Source organism: Shewanella decolorationis S12 (genome assembly GCF_000485795.1).
In the GTDB taxonomy this organism is placed as follows: domain Bacteria; phylum Pseudomonadota; class Gammaproteobacteria; order Enterobacterales; family Shewanellaceae; genus Shewanella; species Shewanella decolorationis.
Genome location: NZ_AXZL01000076.1, coordinates 360,842 through 378,265, shown reverse-complemented (window position 1 = coordinate 378,265; position 17,424 = coordinate 360,842). Strand labels below are relative to the sequence as shown.

The following is a 17,424-nucleotide window of genomic DNA, read 5'->3' as shown; positions in this document are numbered from 1 at the left end:
AGGATGTTGAAATGCTTATTGAAATTCCGAATGTTTTTTCTAAAGAAGAAGTCATTCAGCTAAGGGAACAGCTCGATGCCCGCACTTGGATTGATGGCAATCAGACCTCGGGCGTAATGGCGAGTACCCGCAAGCGTAACCAGCAGTTAGACAAAGATGACCCTGTCGCACTGCAAATCGGTGAGCTGATCATGGCACGCTTGTTGGCCCACCCTTTATTTGTGTCGGCGGCCCTGCCATTACAGTTTTATCCTCCTCTGTTTAATCGTTATCAAGGTGGCGAAACCTTTGGTTATCATATCGATAATGCGATTCGCTCGACCAGCGAAGGCATGGTGCGCACCGATCTATCAGCCACCTTATTTTTAAGCGAACCAGACACTTATCAAGGTGGTGAGCTGGTGATCCAAGATACCTATGGTCAGCAAAGCATAAAGCTTGCGGCGGGCTCATTGGTGTTGTATCCCTCGACAAGTCTGCATCAGGTTACTCCTGTTACCTCGGGTGAACGCACCGCTGCGTTTATGTGGCTGCAGAGCATGGTGCGCGATGAGGGGCAGCGCCGTTTGCTATTTCAACTCGATCAATCGATTCAAGCGTTGACGGCGCAGGCCGCGCCAGAACAAGAGTTGTTTAATCTGACGGGGGTTTACCATAACTTGCTCAGACGTTGGAGCGAGTTGTAGTGATACAGAGCCTAGCTTCTCTCCTTGCTTCATCTCCCCAAAGCAGGTGGTTTAGGGTATAATCCCGCCAGCTCTGAGGGGCAACAAAACAGTAAACGTTAACTCGTTTACTGTTTTTGTATTTTTACGCCGGCGCAGCATTGCTCATCCGCGGCTTAAATTAAAGCGCTTTATCCCTCTAAGCTTGAACTTACTGGCAAATTTTAATTACTTGAGTCGATAGTAACGTGTTGAAAAATAATCTTAATGATGGTCTACAGCTCGACCGCACCTTTTCCATTGCGCCCATGCTCGACTGGACGGATCGTCATTACCGTTATTTTGCTCGCCTAATGTCGGCCAATGCCTTGCTGTATACCGAGATGGTGACAACGGGGGCGATTTTGCATGGCCGTGGTGATTATCTTGCCTATAACCAAGAAGAACATCCTCTTGCATTGCAGTTGGGGGGCTCGAATCCTACTGAACTTGCTCGCTGCGCCAAACTTGCCGCCGAGCGCGGTTATGATGAAGTAAACCTCAATGTGGGCTGTCCTTCCGATCGGGTGCAAAACGGTCGCTTTGGTGCCTGTTTGATGGCCGAACCTGAGCTGGTGGCTGAGTGTGTCGATGCCATGAAGCAAGTGGTTGATATTCCTGTGACGGTAAAAACGCGCATCGGTATCGACGAGCAGGATAGTTATGAGTTTTTGACTCACTTTATTGATACTGTCATGGCTAAAGGCTGTGGTGAGTTTATTATCCATGCGCGTAAGGCGTGGTTACAGGGCTTAAGTCCGAAGGAAAATCGCGAGATCCCACCCTTAGACTACGACAGGGTATATCAGCTTAAGCGTGATTATCCGACGCTCAATATCAGCATTAACGGTGGTATCACTAGCCTTGAACAGGCCCAAACCCACTTACAGCATTTAGATGGTGTGATGGTGGGGCGTGAGGCTTACCAAAATCCCTATATTCTAGCGCAGGTTGACCAACTGCTGTGTGGCAGCCAGAAGGCGGTGATTAGCCGTGAAGCTGTGATTGAGACTATGTTGCCCTATATTGAGGCTCACTTGCAGGCGGGCGGACGCTTAAATCATATCACTCGCCATATGATTGGCTTATTCCAAGGCTTACCGGGTGCCCGTGCGTGGCGTCGTTATTTGAGCGAAAACGCCCATAAAAACGGTGCAGGTATTGAGGTGGTCAAGCAGGCTTATCAAAGTATTCAGAGCGAAATAGTTGCTCAATAATCACTCGATTTAAAAAAGTGGTGAGATTGACTAATGCCTGTAGTATTTTTCACCACTTTACCTTTCTCAAATATCTTGCCTATATCGCTTCTGCTTAAAATAAACTAATAAATCCTTTAAAATCATAGTCTTAAATTTGTTTTGATAAATTGGCACGCCCTTTGTATTAGTCCCTATGTCAAGTTAATCAATCGGAAAGGGACGACATCATGTTTACTTCAAACGTTAAAAAATCAGTTCAAGCAAGTGTGTTATTCGGTGCCTTAATGGCGAGTGTTGCGGTACACGCCGAAGCTGCACCCGTATCTGATGTAGTGGGCGCTATTGAGCAAACGCTGAGCACCCAAGCGCAGGAGTTGTTGGTTAACACTAAGCGTGAACTGGTGTTATCACTGCAAACACAATTAGCTGAAAGTATCTATGACTTCAATAGTCAGCTAACACTGAGCGCGGATAACCAAGGTGAGTCTGTCACCTCAGGCGAATACAGCGCAAACAAGTAAGGAGCTGCCTATGTGGTTTGTAGCACCTCTTATGACTCTGCTACTGCTACCAGTGATTAGCCTCGCGTTGTTTTCAGGAATTATCTGCTGGTTTCAGTGGCACAGTGTCAGCGATAAGTAAATTATTCATCAATTGGAGTTCAAAAATGAAACGAGCGCAAATGCGAATGGACAATTCAGAACGTTTAGTCTGTGGTGTTGCCTCTGGTATGGCGTGGCAATTTGGTTGGTCCTGTTTTTGGACTCGTGTAGTGTGGGCTGGCGCGATTCTATTTATGCCGGGTGTGAGTCTGCTAGTTTACTTTGTACTGGCCTTACTTGTGGACCAATGGAAAAGACCGATTTAACCCAAGTTTCAACTCCCTCGATTTGGGGACGTGAATGGGTTAGCCGATGCAAGTTTATGGACACAGCCTTTAGCGGGATGCTATCAACAAGAGGGCACATCGACCCTCATGCTAATAGTGAACACTGTTTAAGTGAGTATCACTTTTTAAGAAAAGCCTGAAATCTGGCTTTTGCTTCATCGCTTTTAAGTCTTGCACTAAATTGTTCTAATTCTTGATGCATCTGGTGTTGCACGCGGTTTTTATGTGGTCGCATCAACTGACGGGTAATTTGCAGTGCTTGCGGTGGCTGATTAGCCAGTTTCTTGGCCTGATTTAGGGCGTAACCAAGCAACTCTTCTTGGGCGATGACATCGTTAATGATATTCAGCCTGTGCGCTGTACTGGCATCAAAACTTTCGCCGAGTAATAAGAGCTCCGCCGCTTTTTGATAACCCACCAATTCGGGTAAAAGTAAGCTTGCACCAGCCTCGGGCACTAGGGCCAAATTCACAAAGGGCAGTTGGAATTTAGCCGTGTTGTCGGCATAGACCAAATCACAGTGCAGCAGCACCGTTGTGCCAATGCCAACGGCGGCACCAGAGACGGCGGCAACCAGCGGTTTTTTGAGTTCCAATAGGCAAAATAGGAAGCGCACCGCAGGGTGATTTGGGCCTAAGTCACTATTTTTCAAAAAGTCAGCAATATCATTACCCGAGGTGAAACAATTATCTTCACCATGGAGCATAAAGGCACGAATGTCGTTGTCTGCTTCACCTTCGATCAGGTATTCTGTCAGTTGTTTATACATATTTAGATCAAGTGCATTGCGTTTATCTGGGCGATTAAAGCTGATAACACGAACGCCCTGATCATCCCTTACCTGTATATGACTCATGGGTTGTTTTCCTTTACGACGACATTGGGTAGACATGGAGTTTAAGACATTGAAACCGATATTCAAACAGATGTTTAATTGTGTCGCATTATCCTGTGCCTCATTTTCTGTTTTCGCCAGCGTAGTGATGACTGAAGGCCACGTCCGTGCAATGCCTGATACAGTACCAAATACCGCCGCTTACTTTACGCTGGAGAACCATAGCGATAAAACGGTTCGCCTTACCGGAGTGACGACTGAGGTCGCGAAGGAAGCACAATTGCATACTATGATCGAAGAACAAGGCATGGTCAAAATGCGCCATGTTGAAGGTTTCGATATTCCCTCCCACGGAAAATTAATCCTCTCGCCGTCTGGAGAGCATGTGATGCTCATCGGACTCAAAGCCCCATTAGCCTTAGATCAGCAAGTTAAACTGCAATTGCAGTTTAACGATGGCGAGAATCTAACGATTACATTGCCTGTTGCGAAACAGGCCGAGAATGCTGCTGAACATGAGCATCATCACCATCATTAAGGAGTCACTTGATGCAAATAACATGGAAGAAGGTCACCGGAATTGGTTTATTTGTTGTTTTAATAGGTTATTTTGTAAGTGTGTGGTGGAGTATCGAACCTGATACCTTGACGCCACAACAACTAACGGCTGCCGAGAAAAATATTGTAGGCTATGCGACTACTACGTCGCTGATCCTGACGGTTGAAACCCTGCTGGATAAGCAGGGGGGATGGTTATCAAACGATGTGATGCCACCGTCGATTTTTATGGATAACATGCCTGCGTTTGAGTATGGCGCTTTAGAGCAAGCCCGTGATTTAGCACTGATTATGCGTAAGGAATTTAGTCGATCTCAGTCGCAGTCAACTGCAGATAAAGACTTAAGCGAAGCGCAGGCGAAACTGAACATTGATCACACTAGCTGGTTAGTGCCAAGTGCTGAAAGCGAATACCGCGATGGTGTTAAGTTACTCAAACTGTACCGTGCGCGTATGATGGATCCAAACAATCAGGATGCACAGTTCTACGCCCGTGCTGACAACCTTAACGAGTGGCTCAAAGAAGTGCAAAAACGTTTGGGTAGCATGTCTCAACGTTTATCAGCCAGTGTTGGTCAAGAACGCGTTAATACCGATTTAGCTGGCGATAACGCAGCCCGTCAATCGACCCCTAACTTAGCAAGCCATCAGGTGAAAACCAGCTGGTGGAAAATCGATGATGTGTTCTATGAGAGCCGAGGTGCTTCATGGGCACTGCTGAATTTTATGCGTGCAGTTGAAGTCGACTTTGCTGACGTATTGAAAAAGAAAAATGCTGAGGTCAGCCTGAAACAGATCATTCGTGAGCTGGAGGCGACTCAACAAACGGTTTGGAGCCCTGTAGTACTTAATGGCAGTGGTTTCGGCCTAGTCGCTAATCATTCATTGGTTATGGCTAACTATGTGTCCCGTGCGAATGCCGCGGTGATTGATTTAACGAACTTGCTATCTCAAGGTTAATTATGAAGAAAACATTCCTCGCCAGTGCGGTATTAGGATGCTTAATGGCTACATCTGCCCAAGCGGCAACAGTGGTTGGTTTTAAAATTGGTGGCGATTACTGGCGCGCCGATACCAGCGGTACTTTTTCTGATAAAGGTCAGCCACAGCAAGGGTTTGACTATAGTTCATCGGCGCAAGGTAGCTACTGGATTGCGGTTGAGCATCCGCTGCCGTTTATCCCGAATCTTAAAATTCGTGAAAATAGCTTAGATCAGAAGGGCAGTCTGACCAATGCTGATTTTAGCTTCAACGGTCATGATTTTAAAGGTAATGTGACCAGTTATACCGACTTGAGCAACACCGATTTTGTGTTGTACTACGAGCTGTTGGATAACGACATTCTGTCATTTGACCTAGGTGCTGCTTATAAGCTGATGAACGGTTCTTTGCGTGTTCAAGACCCTGGTCATCCTGAAGAGAAAGACGTAGATAGTGGCATTGTGATGGGTTATGCCAGTACACATGTGAGCATGCCTGGCCTTGGTCTATTCGGCTTTGCGGATTTAATGCTTGGGGTAAATGAGTCTAAGGTTCACGACTATGCAATCGGCTTAGGTTGGGAGTTCGATGGTATGGCTGTAGATACCCGTGTACGAGTGGGCTATCGTGAGTTTGCCTTTGATGTGAACAACTTTTCAGGCATCAGTGCCGATACTAAGTTTGATGGCTATTTCGCCGGCGTAGAAATTAGTTTCTAAGCGTTAAAGCGAACAATAAAAAACCGCCTTGATGGCGGTTTTTTATTGGGTGATATTGCAATCTTATTCGGCTTTTAGACCGTTGTTGATAGCGATAACATCGTCTTCATTTAAGGTACCAGCAGCTTGTTTCAGCGCAACAATTGAGTTGATGTAGCTGTAACGAGCATCCGACAATTTACGTTTTGAGTCGTACAGATCTCGTGTACGGTTCAGTACGTCAACAATGGTACGAGTACCCACTTCGAAGCCCGCTTGCGTCGCTTTTAACGCACTCTCAGATGAAATTACTGACTGCTCATAGGCACGGATAGAGCTAATTGAAGCGCCAACGTTGTTGTAGTTATTACGAACGTTTTTCACCACACTACGGTAGGTTTGCTCTAACTTCTCGCTTGCTTCCACATATTGGAATTGTGCTTCTTTGACCTGTGACGTGACTTTAAAGCCTTCGAAAATAGGAATGCTTAAGTTCACGCCAACGTTCACATTGTCAAAATCTGGCTCATTTACGTCGCCAGTTTTTTGCTCTAACCCTTTGTTGTAGCCAGCGTTTAGGCTAAGAGATGGCATATGGCCCGCTTTGTAGAGGCTAATGGTCTCTTGGGCGATATCTTTACCGATGCGTTGAGTCATCAGATCGACGCTGTTGGTCTCAGCAATCTTTAACCACTCGTTTGATGATGTCGGCGCAGGTGTTACCGCTGAAAAACGGTTGGTGTCGAGCACGTTTAGGGCTTTGTGGTCGATGCCTGTGATTTCACGCAGTGCCTCATAGCTATTTGCTAGGGTATTTTCAGCAAGAATTTCTGAGGCTGAGGCTAAGTCATATTGTGCTTGTGCCTCATGAACGTCAGTAATTGCAGTTAAACCTACGGCAAAACGTTGTTTAGTCTGCTCGAGTTGACGTTCAATCGCACGTTTCTCAGCACCTTGGAACTCGTAGTTATCTTTTGCCGTTAATACATCGAAGTAGGCTTTAGTCACACGAGTGATCAAATTTTGCAGTGCAGAAGCGTAGTTTGAATCCGCTTGAGAAGCCGCTTTTTCGGCAAGACTTAAGCCAACCCAAGCACTGTGATCATAGATCACTTGGTTCAGCTTTAGGCTACCAGTTAGTCCACTGGTGTTGTCCCGAGGATCATTCCATGCTTTGTCATAACCCACGTTAGCGCTGATAGTGGGTAACAGTGGGGCACGGTTTTGTTCAATCTTTTCAAACAAGGCATTACGCTGAGCTTGCGCTTGTAATACCTGCGGGTCGCTCGTCAGTGCTTGTTGGTATATTTGCAGTAAATCATCTGCTTGAACCGCTTGAGCGGAGGCTGCGAGAGTTAATGCTGCGCATAGAGAACGGATCTTAAATTTCATTTGCTGTCCTTATTAGACAAAATCCCCAAAAGGAGAAATATGTAACTTCGTTTAGACTAAGTAATGCCTTTACCAAGGCGGTTTGCGCTTCCCGACGCTTCCCGATACAGCTAAAACTTAATGTCGTAGAGTCTAAAAACTCCCACACGTTCAAGTCAACTGCGAAGTGTAACAGATTTTATTTTAAAAATGAGCCAAATTGCCTTGATAATAGGCGAAAATTTAACAGCTAGGGATAAAATATGAAGCCTTCCATTTTTTCGCAAACAGATGTTGAGATTCTCGAGACAAAGTCGCTGTATAAAGGTTTTTTTGCACTCGAGCAGTTTACATTTAAACATAAGTTATTCGCGGGTGGCTGGAGCCAACCCGTAACCCGTGAAGTGTTCGAGCGCGGCCATGCTGTAGTTGTGCTGCCCTATGATGTTGCTCGTGACAAGATTGTTTTGATTGAACAAATTCGTTTTCCTGCATTAGCGACCACGAAATCTCCTTGGCTAATGGAGTTAGTCGCGGGTATGATTGCGCCCGACGAAACGCCGCTGGATGTCGCACATCGCGAACTGTTAGAAGAAACAGGGTTAACCGCCAATAATATGCACTTTGTGAATAGTTATCTGGCAAGCCCCGGTGGAAGTACGGAGCGTTTCTATTTCTATTGGGCAGAGGTGGATTCCTCTAAAGCCCAAGGCCTGCATGGATTAGCTGAAGAACACGAAGATATTCGATTGCATGTGTTAGACCGTGAGGATGCCTATAATGGTGTCGTCAGTGGGGCAATTGACAATGCGTCGACCGTAATTGGATTACAGTGGTTGCAATTAAACTATCAGCAACTAGCAAGCGTTGGATAAAAGTTTGGCTTCTTCAATATCGCACCGTAAACCGCGCTACCAACCAAACGTAAGCGACTTTTTAGCGCTATGCGGGCGTAACTATAGCTATATGCAAAAGTGGTTGCCGCTTGATATCGAAGTGGGTCAGTCTTGGCAACTCGAAGGTGAAGCGGGTGTATTAGTAATCCGTATTTTAGAAAATACCAAATACACTCAATTAGTTGAGATCTCACGACCAGTTAACATTATTGAGTTTATCAATACTCCCAAGGTGTTAGTGAGAATTTATCACGATGCTAAATTAGCAGAAGTGTTAACTGGTCAACAGATTTACCAATTGCGTCCAGTGTATGATTATCCCAATTTACGTATGTATCATAGTGATGAGAAGTACCAGGTTAATGCATTCCTGGGAGAATTATTGAAGATTGGTTGCCAACAACGGTTGGTTTGCCAGTCTTAAAAATTGGGTATTCAATGTGCTGAAAGAGGCTGTCTCTTACTCTATAGCTGATGAAAGTGTGCGCATAGTGCAGGTCACAGATCCGCACCTTTTTGCCGATCCTGAAGCGCAGCTCCTTGGTGTTAATACCAGCAAAAGTTTGGCCGCAGTGCTCAATACGATTCGGGCGGTAAATTATCCTGCACACCTGATGTTAGCTACGGGCGATTTAAGCCAAGATTATTCCCCTGAGTCTTATCGTCATTTTGTTACCGCTGTGGCGCCGTTGAACTTGCCTTGTCATTATCTGCCAGGGAATCATGATGATCCGCGGATCATGTTTTTGCACATGCAAGGTGAGCGAGTTTTTGGCCAGCAGCGTGTTTTGATTGGCAAATGGCAAATTTTAATGCTGGATTCCACTGTGCGTGGAAAACCAGGCGGGCACATGGGCGAAAGTCAATTTGAACTGATTGAGCAGGCCGTGGCTGCTCACCCAGAACACCATACACTGCTTGTGATGCACCATAACCCTATCTTGGTTAATTGTGCTTGGTTAGACCAACATTGTATGGATAATGGCACTGAATTCCTCCGACGTGTTGCCCAATACCCACAGATTAAAGCTTTGCTCTGGGGGCATGTACATCAACAGTTGGATACCCATTACGATGGCCCACACGGCATGCTGCAATTAATGGCAACACCCTCTACTTGTATCCAGTTTAAACCGCAATCGCCTTATTTTGCCCTTGATGTACTGCAACCCGGTTATCGTTTGCTGGAGCTCAAGGCCGATGGTAGCATCAGCACTAATGTGTATCGCGTGCCGGGAAATCTGTTTTCCCCAGATAAAGATTCCAGCGGTTATTAACGCGAGTGACCGCAGCTTGAGGAACTATGCTGCTCTATATTCACGGATTCAACAGTTCACCTTTCTCCGATAAAGCGGTGATGACGGCGCAATATATGGCCGAGCATCACCCTTCCTTAGTATTCCATCAACCGCAATTACCCAACACTCCTAAGGCCGCCATGGCCTTGTTGCAAAGTTATGTTGAGGAAGCTTCACAAGCGGGCGAGCCTCTGAGCTATATCGGCTCATCCTTAGGGGGATATTTTGCGAGCTATTTGGCAGAGCAATATGGTGGCCGCGCTGTATTGGTGAATCCAGCGGTAAAACCCTTTGAACTGTTTGATGAATTTATGGGGCCGCAATTTAACCCTTATACCGAAGAGCATTATCAGGTATTGCCAGAACATAAGCTGGAAGTGGCTGAATTTAATACGGCTGTTATCCGCAATCCCGATCGTTTTTTGGTACTATTGCAAACGGGCGATGAAGTACTCGATTATCGAGAAGCACTGCATAAGTATCATCATTGCCAATTACGGATTGAATCCGGTGGTGATCACAGTTTTGTAGGTTATGAGCGATATCTGCAAACTGTAAGCCAATTTTTACACTTACCTTGACAAATAGTCATCCAGAGCCGCAACATGGCCGGATATAACAACTTATAGCGTACACTATGACGAATCAATACACCTCTGACGCCATTGAAGTTCTTAACGGACTCGACCCAGTTAAACGCCGTCCAGGTATGTATACCGATACCACCCGACCTAACCACTTAGGCCAAGAGGTCATAGATAACAGTGTGGACGAGGCCTTAGCGGGTCACGCCACTAAAATCGAAGTTGTGCTCCATACCGATAATTCCCTTGAAGTCACCGACGATGGTCGGGGAATGCCAGTCGATATTCACCCTGAAGAAGGTATTCCCGGGGTCGAACTGATCCTCACTAAATTACATGCTGGCGGTAAATTTTCGAATAAAAATTACCAATTCTCCGGTGGTTTACATGGTGTGGGGATTTCGGTGGTTAACGCCCTGTCTCGCCGCGTCGAAGTGACGGTGCGTCGAGATGGACAAGTGTATGATATCGCTTTTGAAAATGGCTTTAAGGTTGAAGAGTTAAAAGTCACTGGTACTTGCGGTCGTCGCAATACTGGTACCCGAGTGCATTTCTGGCCCGACGCTAGCTATTTTGATTCGGCGAATTTCTCCAACTCCAAACTCATCTATTTACTGCGTGCCAAGGCCGTGTTGTGTCCAGGCCTTAGGATCAAGTTTACCAATAAGCAAACTAATGAAGTCCATGAGTGGTACTACGAGAGTGGACTAACCGATTATCTTAAAACTGCGGTTGGCGATAATTTAATGTTGCCAGAAGAGCCCTTTATCGGCAGCTTTAAAGGCCAAATTGAAGCCGCGGATTGGGCCATTACTTGGCTGCCTGAAGGTGGCGATGCGATTAACGAAAGTTATGTTAACTTGATCCCTACGCCGTTAGGTGGAACCCACGTGAACGGTTTCCGCCAAGGTTTGCTGGAGTCGATGCGCGAGTTCTGTGAGTTTCGCAATCTTATCCCCCGCGGCATCAAACTGTCGCCTGAGGATATTTGGGACCGCGCGGCTTTCATTCTCTCGGTGAAGATGCAAGATCCGCAATTTGCAGGCCAAACTAAAGAGAAACTCTCGAGCCGTCAAAGCTCAGCCTTTGTCTCAGGGATTGTGCGTGATGCGTTTTCGTTGTGGCTTAACTCGAATACTGAATTGGCCGAGTCGCTGGCGGAAATGTGTATTAATAACGCCCAGCGCCGCTTAAAAGCTGCGAAAAAAGTGGCCCGTAAAAAAGTCACCTCTGGCCCGGCATTACCGGGTAAATTGACAGACTGTAGCGGCCAAGATCCGATGCGCGGCGAACTTTTCCTCGTGGAAGGGGACTCTGCGGGCGGCAGTGCCAAGCAGGCGCGCGACCGTGAGTTTCAGGCCATTATGCCGCTGCGTGGTAAAATCCTAAACACTTGGGAGGTAGATGCTTCGCAGGTGTTGGCTTCGCAGGAAGTGCATGATATCTCGGTGGCGATTGGTTGCGACCCTGATAGCAACGATATCTCCGAACTAAGATATGGCAAGATTTGTATTCTCGCAGATGCGGACTCTGACGGGCTACATATTGCCACTTTACTCTGCGCTTTGTTTTTGAAACATTACCGAGTGCTGGTCGAACAGGGGCATGTCTATATCGCTATGCCACCGCTGTTCCGTATCGATATTGGTAAAGACGTATACTACGCCTTAGATGAGGCTGAAAAAGAAGGTATTCTCGACCGTATTAGTGCTGAAAATAAAAAGGGTAAGGTTCAAGTTACACGCTTTAAAGGTTTGGGTGAGATGAACCCGCTGCAATTGCGTGAAACGACCATGGATCCGAATACCCGTCGTTTAGTACAGTTAACTATTGATGATGTTGAAGAAACGGACTCTTTAATGGATATGTTGCTCGCTAAGAAACGCTCTCCCGATCGTAAAACTTGGCTCGAGGATAAGGGTGACATGGCGGTACTTTAATGTTGTGCACTATTGCCGATAACAATAAAACTTAGGCATAAAGAAAATTACCATGTTGTATATAAAAACAAATAATTATAAGTGTTTAAAGGTGTTCTCTGCCTATTGGACCCTACTGGCGAGCTTGGCTTTGTTAACGAGTCAGGCTGCAATAGCGGGGTCTCAGTCGATCATGATTACCGTCTCTAAAGGCTTTGGTTTATCTCTTTATGCTTCCGATCTAGGGGATGCTAAGCAGATTGCAATGGGCTCAAATGGCACCTTATTTGTCGGTTCCAATAAGAGTGGCACAGTGCATGCTCTGGTTGATAGCAATCAAGATGGACGCGTTGATAAACGCTATATTATTGCCAAAGGACTGGAGTCTCCCGATGCGATTGCCTTCCATAATGGCGATCTTTTTGTTGCAACCGAAAACCGTATTGTACGTTTTATTGATATCGAGCAGCGCTTACGTCGGCCGAGTCGCCCTAAGGAGATCTATAGCGATCTGCCTGAGTCTGATAAGAAAAGCGCCCGTGCGATGAATTTTGGCCCCGATGGTAGGTTATATGTTTCTATCGGTGCACCTTGCAATGTGTGTGAGGCGAGCGCGCCCTATAGCAGTATTATTGCAATCAATGTCGATACTGGAGCAAGTGAGCAGATTGCACTTGGTATTCGTGATGCAACAGGATTTGATTGGTCCCCGAAAGATGGCAAGCTCTGGTTTGCCGACCAAGGTCGCGATTGGATGGGCGATAACCTTCCGCCTGATGAAATTAACCGTGTCGATGTAGTCGGTAGCCATTATGGATTTCCTTATTTGCATGCATCGTCTGTGGTCGAGCCTGCTTACGAAAAACCGAAGAATTTGAAGATAGCCATCCCTGTCTATGAGTTGCCTGCCCATGTTGCCCCTACGGGGCTGGCGTTTTATCGCGGCAAACAATTCCCTGAGATGTACCATAACCAATTGTTTGTTGCTGAAAATGGTTCGTGGAACCGTTCAAGCAAAGTCGGTTATCAGATAGTTATGTTGAAACTCGAGAATGATCAGGTGGTAAGCCGTGAAACCATCGTCAGCTTTCTCGATGGCGAGTTTCCCGTTGCCCGTCCCTATGCCTTGTTATCTGGTGAGGATGGGGCAATGTACATCTCAGATGATTTAAAAGGTAACCTGTATCGGCTGTTCTATAGGGATGGCGATAATACTGAAGAACCACAGGAACTAGAACAAAATGAGTGACGCGATCAAGTTAAGCTTAGACGGTGTAGAGCAAATGCCCCTGCGGCGCTTTACCGAAGAAGCTTATCTGAATTATTCCATGTACGTCATCATGGACCGAGCCTTGCCCCATATTGGTGATGGGCTTAAGCCAGTACAACGGCGGATTATTTATGCCATGAGTGAGCTCGGGTTATCTGCTCAATCCAAGCATAAAAAATCAGCCCGTACGGTAGGTGACGTGTTAGGTAAGTACCATCCCCATGGCGATAGCGCCTGTTATGAGGCTATGGTACTGATGGCGCAACCATTTTCATACCGCTACCCATTGGTAGATGGTCAAGGTAACTGGGGGGCTCCGGACGATCCTAAGTCCTTCGCGGCGATGCGTTATACCGAGGCGCGCCTGTCTAAGTTCTCTGAAGTCTTATTGTCTGAGCTAGGGCAAGGAACGGTCGAGTGGGGCGCTAACTTCGATGGCACATTAAAAGAACCTAAAGTACTGCCTGCACGTTTACCGCATATTTTACTCAATGGCATCACGGGTATTGCAGTGGGCATGGCGACGGATATTCCGCCCCATAACGCCAGAGAGTTAGTCAATGCCTGTGTGGCGCTGCTGGACGACCCTAAACTCGAACTTGAGCAGTTGATGGGCTATGTGCCAGGGCCGGATTATCCGACCGAGGCTGAAATCATTACGCCAGCGGCCGACATTGCCAAAGTCTATGAAACGGGCCGTGGCTCCCTAAAAGCTCGCGCAGTGTATAGTGTAGAAGCGGGTGAGATAGTGATCACTGCTCTGCCGCACCAAGCCAGTAGCGGCAAAATTTTAGAGCAGATCGCGGCGCAGATGCAGGCGAAAAAGCTACCTATGGTAGCGGACTTACGTGATGAGTCCGACCATGAAAACCCGGTGCGACTGGTGGTGGTGCCGCGCTCAAACCGCGTCGATTGTGACCAGCTCATGGCACACTTGTTTGCGACTACCGATCTTGAGAAAAGCTTTAGGGTAAACCTTAACGTGCTTGGCCTTGATGGTCGTCCACGGGTGAAGGGCCTTAAAGACTTATTAACTGAATGGCTAGAGTTCCGTGTCGATACCGTAAGACGTCGCCTCGAGTATCGTCTCGATAAAGTACTAGCACGGTTACATATCCTCGAAGCCTTGATGATCGCCTTCCTCAATATCGATGAAGTGATTGAAATCATTCGCTTCCACGATGAACCGAAGGCCGAGTTAATGGCGCGCTTTAACCTGACTGATAGACAAGCCGAAGCTATCCTCGAGTTAAAATTACGTCATTTAGCCAAGCTAGAAGAGTTTAAAATCAAGGCTGAACAGGATGAGCTTGAGGCTGAGCGCGAGAAACTAGAGCAATTATTAGGCTCAGATCGCCGCTTAAAAACCTTGATCAAGAAGGAACTCATTCAAGATGGTGAAACCTATGGCGATGAGCGCCGCTCGCCGATTGTTGAGCGCCATGAATCCCGGGCCTTAACCGAGCAGGAGCTAACACCGAGCGAGCCTGTGACCGTAGTGTTATCTGAAAAAGGCTGGGTGCGTTGTGCTAAGGGCCATGATATCGATGCCGAGTCTTTATCCTATAAAGCAGGCGATCAATATCTGTGCAGTGCGATGGGGCGCAGTAATCAGGCGGCGGTGTTTATCGACTCATCGGGTCGTGCATTTGCCACCGACAGTCACAGCCTGCCATCGGCTCGCAGCCAAGGTGAGCCTATCACCACGCGCTTTAATATGGCGCCTGGCGAAACCATGCAACATGTGATTTTAGGTGAAGATGAACAGTGTTTCCTACTCGCCACCGATGCGGGTTATGGTTTTATCTGTACTTTCAATGATATGGTTTCACGCAATAAGGCGGGTAAAGCCCTGTTAAGCCTACCGACGAATGCCAAATCTCTACCGCCTAAACCGATTGATCGTAATCGGGAGATGTCTATTCTTGCTATCACCAATGAAGGCCGTATGTTGCTGTTTTCATTGGAAGCATTGCCACAGCTGTCTAAGGGTAAAGGCAATAAAATTATCGGTATTCCAAGCGAGCGTGCTAAGAATCGTGAAGAGCTGATGACCCATTTGCAGCTAGTTCCTGCGGATACGTCTGTGACTCTTTGGGCGGGCAAGCGGAAATTGACGTTAAAACCAAGCGATTTAGAGCATTATCGTGGTGAACGTGGCCGCCGCGGCGCCAAACTACCGCGCGGGTTACAGCGTGTTGATAGTGTGGAATTAGGTGAAGGTGCCGAGATTCTGCCTAGCATTTAAAGGTAATTTGAGCTTGCGTAAGATCTAGTTGCAACAAGTTAATCAAAGCCACTTAAGTGTCCCTTGAGTGGCTTTTTTATGACTTCTGATATGAACTAAAGAAGCACTTGTCCCAAATACAAGGCATAAAAAAACCTACCGCAAGCGGTAGGTTTTTATTAGTTAATATCCGAAAGGATATTAGAAGTCGTAACGTACACCTACAGAGAATACGTTGTCGTCTTGTAAGTCTACTTTGTTACCCGCTACGACATGGTCACCACGGTACATTGCGTATTGGCCATATACCATAGTTGATTTAGAGAAGCGGTAATCAGCACCGACGTTGAAGTTTTGCACGCTGATATCAGTACCAGTTGCGCCACCTTTGTTTACGTTTTTGTAGTAGTTACCGAAACCTGCTTCATCTGAACCGTATTCAGCTTTCAGGTTAACACCGTTTAAGGTGTAAACTACGTTTACAAAGTAGGTATTACCATCTTTAGCGCTATTCACAACATCTTCAGATTGTTGGAATAAACCGCCCACTTTGAAGTCACCAAATTTAACTTGAGCAACACCACGGTATGCATCAACACCAGCGATACCTTTGTTGTAAGCTACAGCGACATAGTAGTTTTGATCTTTAAATTTGCTATCACCCAGAGTCGCGCTCAGAGCGTATAAGCTTTCGTTAGTTTTTGCTGTAGTGTCGTTATCGTCGAACAGATAAGTTGCGTTTAACGTCACTAAGTTAGCGATTTTTGGAGAGTAGTACCAAACACCGTCTGCGCTACGGGTTTGAGCGCTAACTAGACGGTCGATATCCGCGTTAGTGTTACCAAATACGTCTACCGCGCCTTCAGCTTGTTTGAATACTGTGTCGTTACGACCTACTAATACAGTACCTGCATTAGTTTTTAAACCTAAGAAAGTGTTACGAGCTTTGAAAACATCACCAGAACCTGAAGTGTTTTCAACTTGGAACTCCATTTGATAAACAACATCATAACCGTCAGCGATCTTTTCAGAACCTTTAACACCTAACAGAGAGAAGTTGTTTTCTAAATAGGTACCAGCATTGTTTTCATCAGCATAGTTTGCTGTGTCAACACCATTTGTTCCAGATTGTAGAGTTGCACCTGTTTCAGTATTAGTAAGTGCAAGCTCTAAACGACCGTAGAAGCTTGGGCCTTCGGCTAGCGCGCCGAATGAAGCCAGTGCCAGTACTGATGCAACTGATGCAGAGATGAATGTCTTTTTCATGTTTTGTGCTCCCTCGAACCTAAGTTCTTATCCATTTTTCATGGTTTTTGTGTGGTTTAACACATTTGTTACAGAAATCAGTAACAAAGTTGCCGCCGATTCTTACAGTTTTACGACTCACAGGCTGTGTTGCAGATCATGTTTTTGGCTCTCCTTGTCCGTATTCGGGGTTTTTTAGGAATTTTCCCTATAGCTTGATCGTAAATCGGCGTGAAAGTGGTAAAACTGTCTTTTTCACTTACCACTAAAGAGGTATGTGAGGCGCCATGGCATAAGCGAGCCGGCGGGGGTAACTGTAGCATATACTAATGTTGTCGCAAGTTTGTCATAAATAGGCTGATTGATGCTATTTGGTACTCAGTACGATAATAAATTCGAGTAAAGAGGTATTTTTTATCAAATCTATATGGTTGTTTGATTTAGTTATCTTTTAAAAATCAATATGTAATATCAAAATTGTTTGAGCGTCATTTATATCTTGTTTTACCCTAGCTAGCATAAGCTTGCTAATGAAGCGAGTAGGGTTACCCTAGACCATAGTATTAGGGCGTGTTGACGTTTCGAGATTAGATTTTGCTCTTTCTGGCAAGCACGTGCTCGCGGAACGAGGAATGATGTGTTGTTATTCTATTCAAATGACGAGCGGCTCCTATGACAGAAAGTCAGAGCAAGGGCTTGCCAGACGAACCCTTCGGGCAGCATTTGGCAGGCTTTACTGCTGCGTTATCG

General features: G+C 46.2%; 17 protein-coding genes. 14 read left to right on the top strand and 3 right to left on the bottom strand.

Annotated features, from left to right (window positions below; translation table 11 throughout):
• Nucleotides 1–11: 11 nt before the first annotated feature.
• The 4 genes from SHD_RS18665 (at nt 12) to SHD_RS18645 (ending at nt 2,771) form a co-directional block, all read left to right on the top strand.
• Nucleotides 12–686 carry a Fe2+-dependent dioxygenase gene (locus SHD_RS18665; protein ID WP_023268557.1) on the top strand — a complete coding sequence of 225 codons (675 nt, stop codon included), beginning with the start codon at nt 12–14 and terminating at the stop codon, nt 684–686.
• 227 nt (nt 687–913) lie between these two features.
• Complete coding sequence (gene dusA, locus SHD_RS18660; RefSeq protein ID WP_023268556.1) at nt 914–1,921, top strand: tRNA dihydrouridine(20/20a) synthase DusA; 1,008 nt, start codon at nt 914–916, stop codon at nt 1,919–1,921.
• A gap of 209 nt (nt 1,922–2,130) precedes the next feature.
• Nucleotides 2,131–2,424 (top strand): hypothetical protein, encoded by a 294-nt coding sequence (locus SHD_RS18655; protein ID WP_023268555.1) that lies wholly within the window; start codon nt 2,131–2,133, stop codon nt 2,422–2,424.
• A 146-nt stretch (nt 2,425–2,570) separates the two neighbouring features.
• Complete coding sequence (locus tag SHD_RS18645; RefSeq protein WP_011623980.1) at nt 2,571–2,771, top strand: PspC domain-containing protein; 201 nt, start codon at nt 2,571–2,573, stop codon at nt 2,769–2,771.
• Nucleotides 2,772–2,910: 139 nt separating this feature from the next.
• Here the strand turns inward: SHD_RS18645 and SHD_RS18640 are convergent, their stop codons facing one another.
• Complete coding sequence (locus SHD_RS18640; RefSeq protein ID WP_039978683.1) at nt 2,911–3,648, bottom strand: enoyl-CoA hydratase-related protein; 738 nt, start codon at nt 3,646–3,648, stop codon at nt 2,911–2,913.
• Nucleotides 3,649–3,682: 34 nt separating this feature from the next.
• Between SHD_RS18640 and SHD_RS18635 the strand changes: the two genes are divergently transcribed.
• From SHD_RS18635 to SHD_RS18625, 3 genes are read left to right on the top strand one after another with little or no spacing between them, the layout of a single operon-like run.
• Nucleotides 3,683–4,165: a copper chaperone PCu(A)C gene (locus SHD_RS18635; RefSeq protein WP_023268553.1), complete on the top strand. Its 483-nt coding sequence runs from the start codon at nt 3,683–3,685 to the stop codon at nt 4,163–4,165.
• Between the two features lie 11 nt (nt 4,166–4,176).
• Nucleotides 4,177–5,145 (top strand): DUF2333 family protein, encoded by a 969-nt coding sequence (locus tag SHD_RS18630; protein WP_023268552.1) that lies wholly within the window; start codon nt 4,177–4,179, stop codon nt 5,143–5,145.
• Nucleotides 5,146–5,147: 2 nt separating this feature from the next.
• Nucleotides 5,148–5,885 carry a TIGR04219 family outer membrane beta-barrel protein gene (locus SHD_RS18625; protein ID WP_023268551.1) on the top strand — a complete coding sequence of 246 codons (738 nt, stop codon included), beginning with the start codon at nt 5,148–5,150 and terminating at the stop codon, nt 5,883–5,885.
• Between the two features lie 63 nt (nt 5,886–5,948).
• On the opposite strand, the gene tolC is transcribed toward SHD_RS18625, so the two are convergent.
• A complete protein-coding gene (tolC, locus tag SHD_RS18620) occupies nt 5,949–7,256 on the bottom strand; it encodes an outer membrane channel protein TolC (protein WP_023268550.1) in 1,308 nt (435 codons plus the stop codon).
• A gap of 242 nt (nt 7,257–7,498) precedes the next feature.
• On the opposite strand from tolC, the gene nudF reads away from it, so the two are divergent.
• The 7 genes from nudF to parC are packed head-to-tail and all read left to right on the top strand — an operon-like array spanning nt 7,499 to nt 15,450.
• The gene (nudF, locus tag SHD_RS18615) at nt 7,499–8,110 is read left to right on the top strand and encodes an ADP-ribose diphosphatase (RefSeq protein ID WP_023268549.1); all 612 of its coding nucleotides are present in this window, start codon (nt 7,499–7,501) and stop codon (nt 8,108–8,110) included.
• Between the two features lie 4 nt (nt 8,111–8,114).
• A complete protein-coding gene (locus SHD_RS18610; protein ID WP_039978681.1) occupies nt 8,115–8,555 on the top strand; it encodes a DUF1249 domain-containing protein in 441 nt (146 codons plus the stop codon).
• Between the two features lie 16 nt (nt 8,556–8,571).
• Nucleotides 8,572–9,408 carry a 3',5'-cyclic-AMP phosphodiesterase gene (cpdA, locus tag SHD_RS18605; protein ID WP_039978956.1) on the top strand — a complete coding sequence of 279 codons (837 nt, stop codon included), beginning with the start codon at nt 8,572–8,574 and terminating at the stop codon, nt 9,406–9,408.
• A 26-nt stretch (nt 9,409–9,434) separates the two neighbouring features.
• Complete coding sequence (locus SHD_RS18600; RefSeq protein ID WP_023268546.1) at nt 9,435–10,010, top strand: YqiA/YcfP family alpha/beta fold hydrolase; 576 nt, start codon at nt 9,435–9,437, stop codon at nt 10,008–10,010.
• A 56-nt stretch (nt 10,011–10,066) separates the two neighbouring features.
• The gene (parE, locus tag SHD_RS18595; protein WP_023268545.1) at nt 10,067–11,953 is read left to right on the top strand and encodes a DNA topoisomerase IV subunit B; all 1,887 of its coding nucleotides are present in this window, start codon (nt 10,067–10,069) and stop codon (nt 11,951–11,953) included.
• A gap of 52 nt (nt 11,954–12,005) precedes the next feature.
• Nucleotides 12,006–13,181: a PQQ-dependent sugar dehydrogenase gene (locus SHD_RS18590; protein ID WP_023268544.1), complete on the top strand. Its 1,176-nt coding sequence runs from the start codon at nt 12,006–12,008 to the stop codon at nt 13,179–13,181.
• A complete protein-coding gene (parC, locus tag SHD_RS18585; RefSeq protein WP_023268543.1) occupies nt 13,174–15,450 on the top strand; it encodes a DNA topoisomerase IV subunit A in 2,277 nt (758 codons plus the stop codon). The genes SHD_RS18590 and parC overlap by 8 nt, the downstream gene beginning before the upstream one ends.
• A gap of 180 nt (nt 15,451–15,630) precedes the next feature.
• Here parC and SHD_RS18580 read toward each other — a convergent pair whose 3' ends face one another.
• Nucleotides 15,631–16,695, bottom strand: a complete 1,065-nt coding sequence (locus SHD_RS18580) for a porin (RefSeq protein WP_023268542.1) — start codon at nt 16,693–16,695, stop codon at nt 15,631–15,633.
• Nucleotides 16,696–17,424 lie beyond the last annotated feature (729 nt).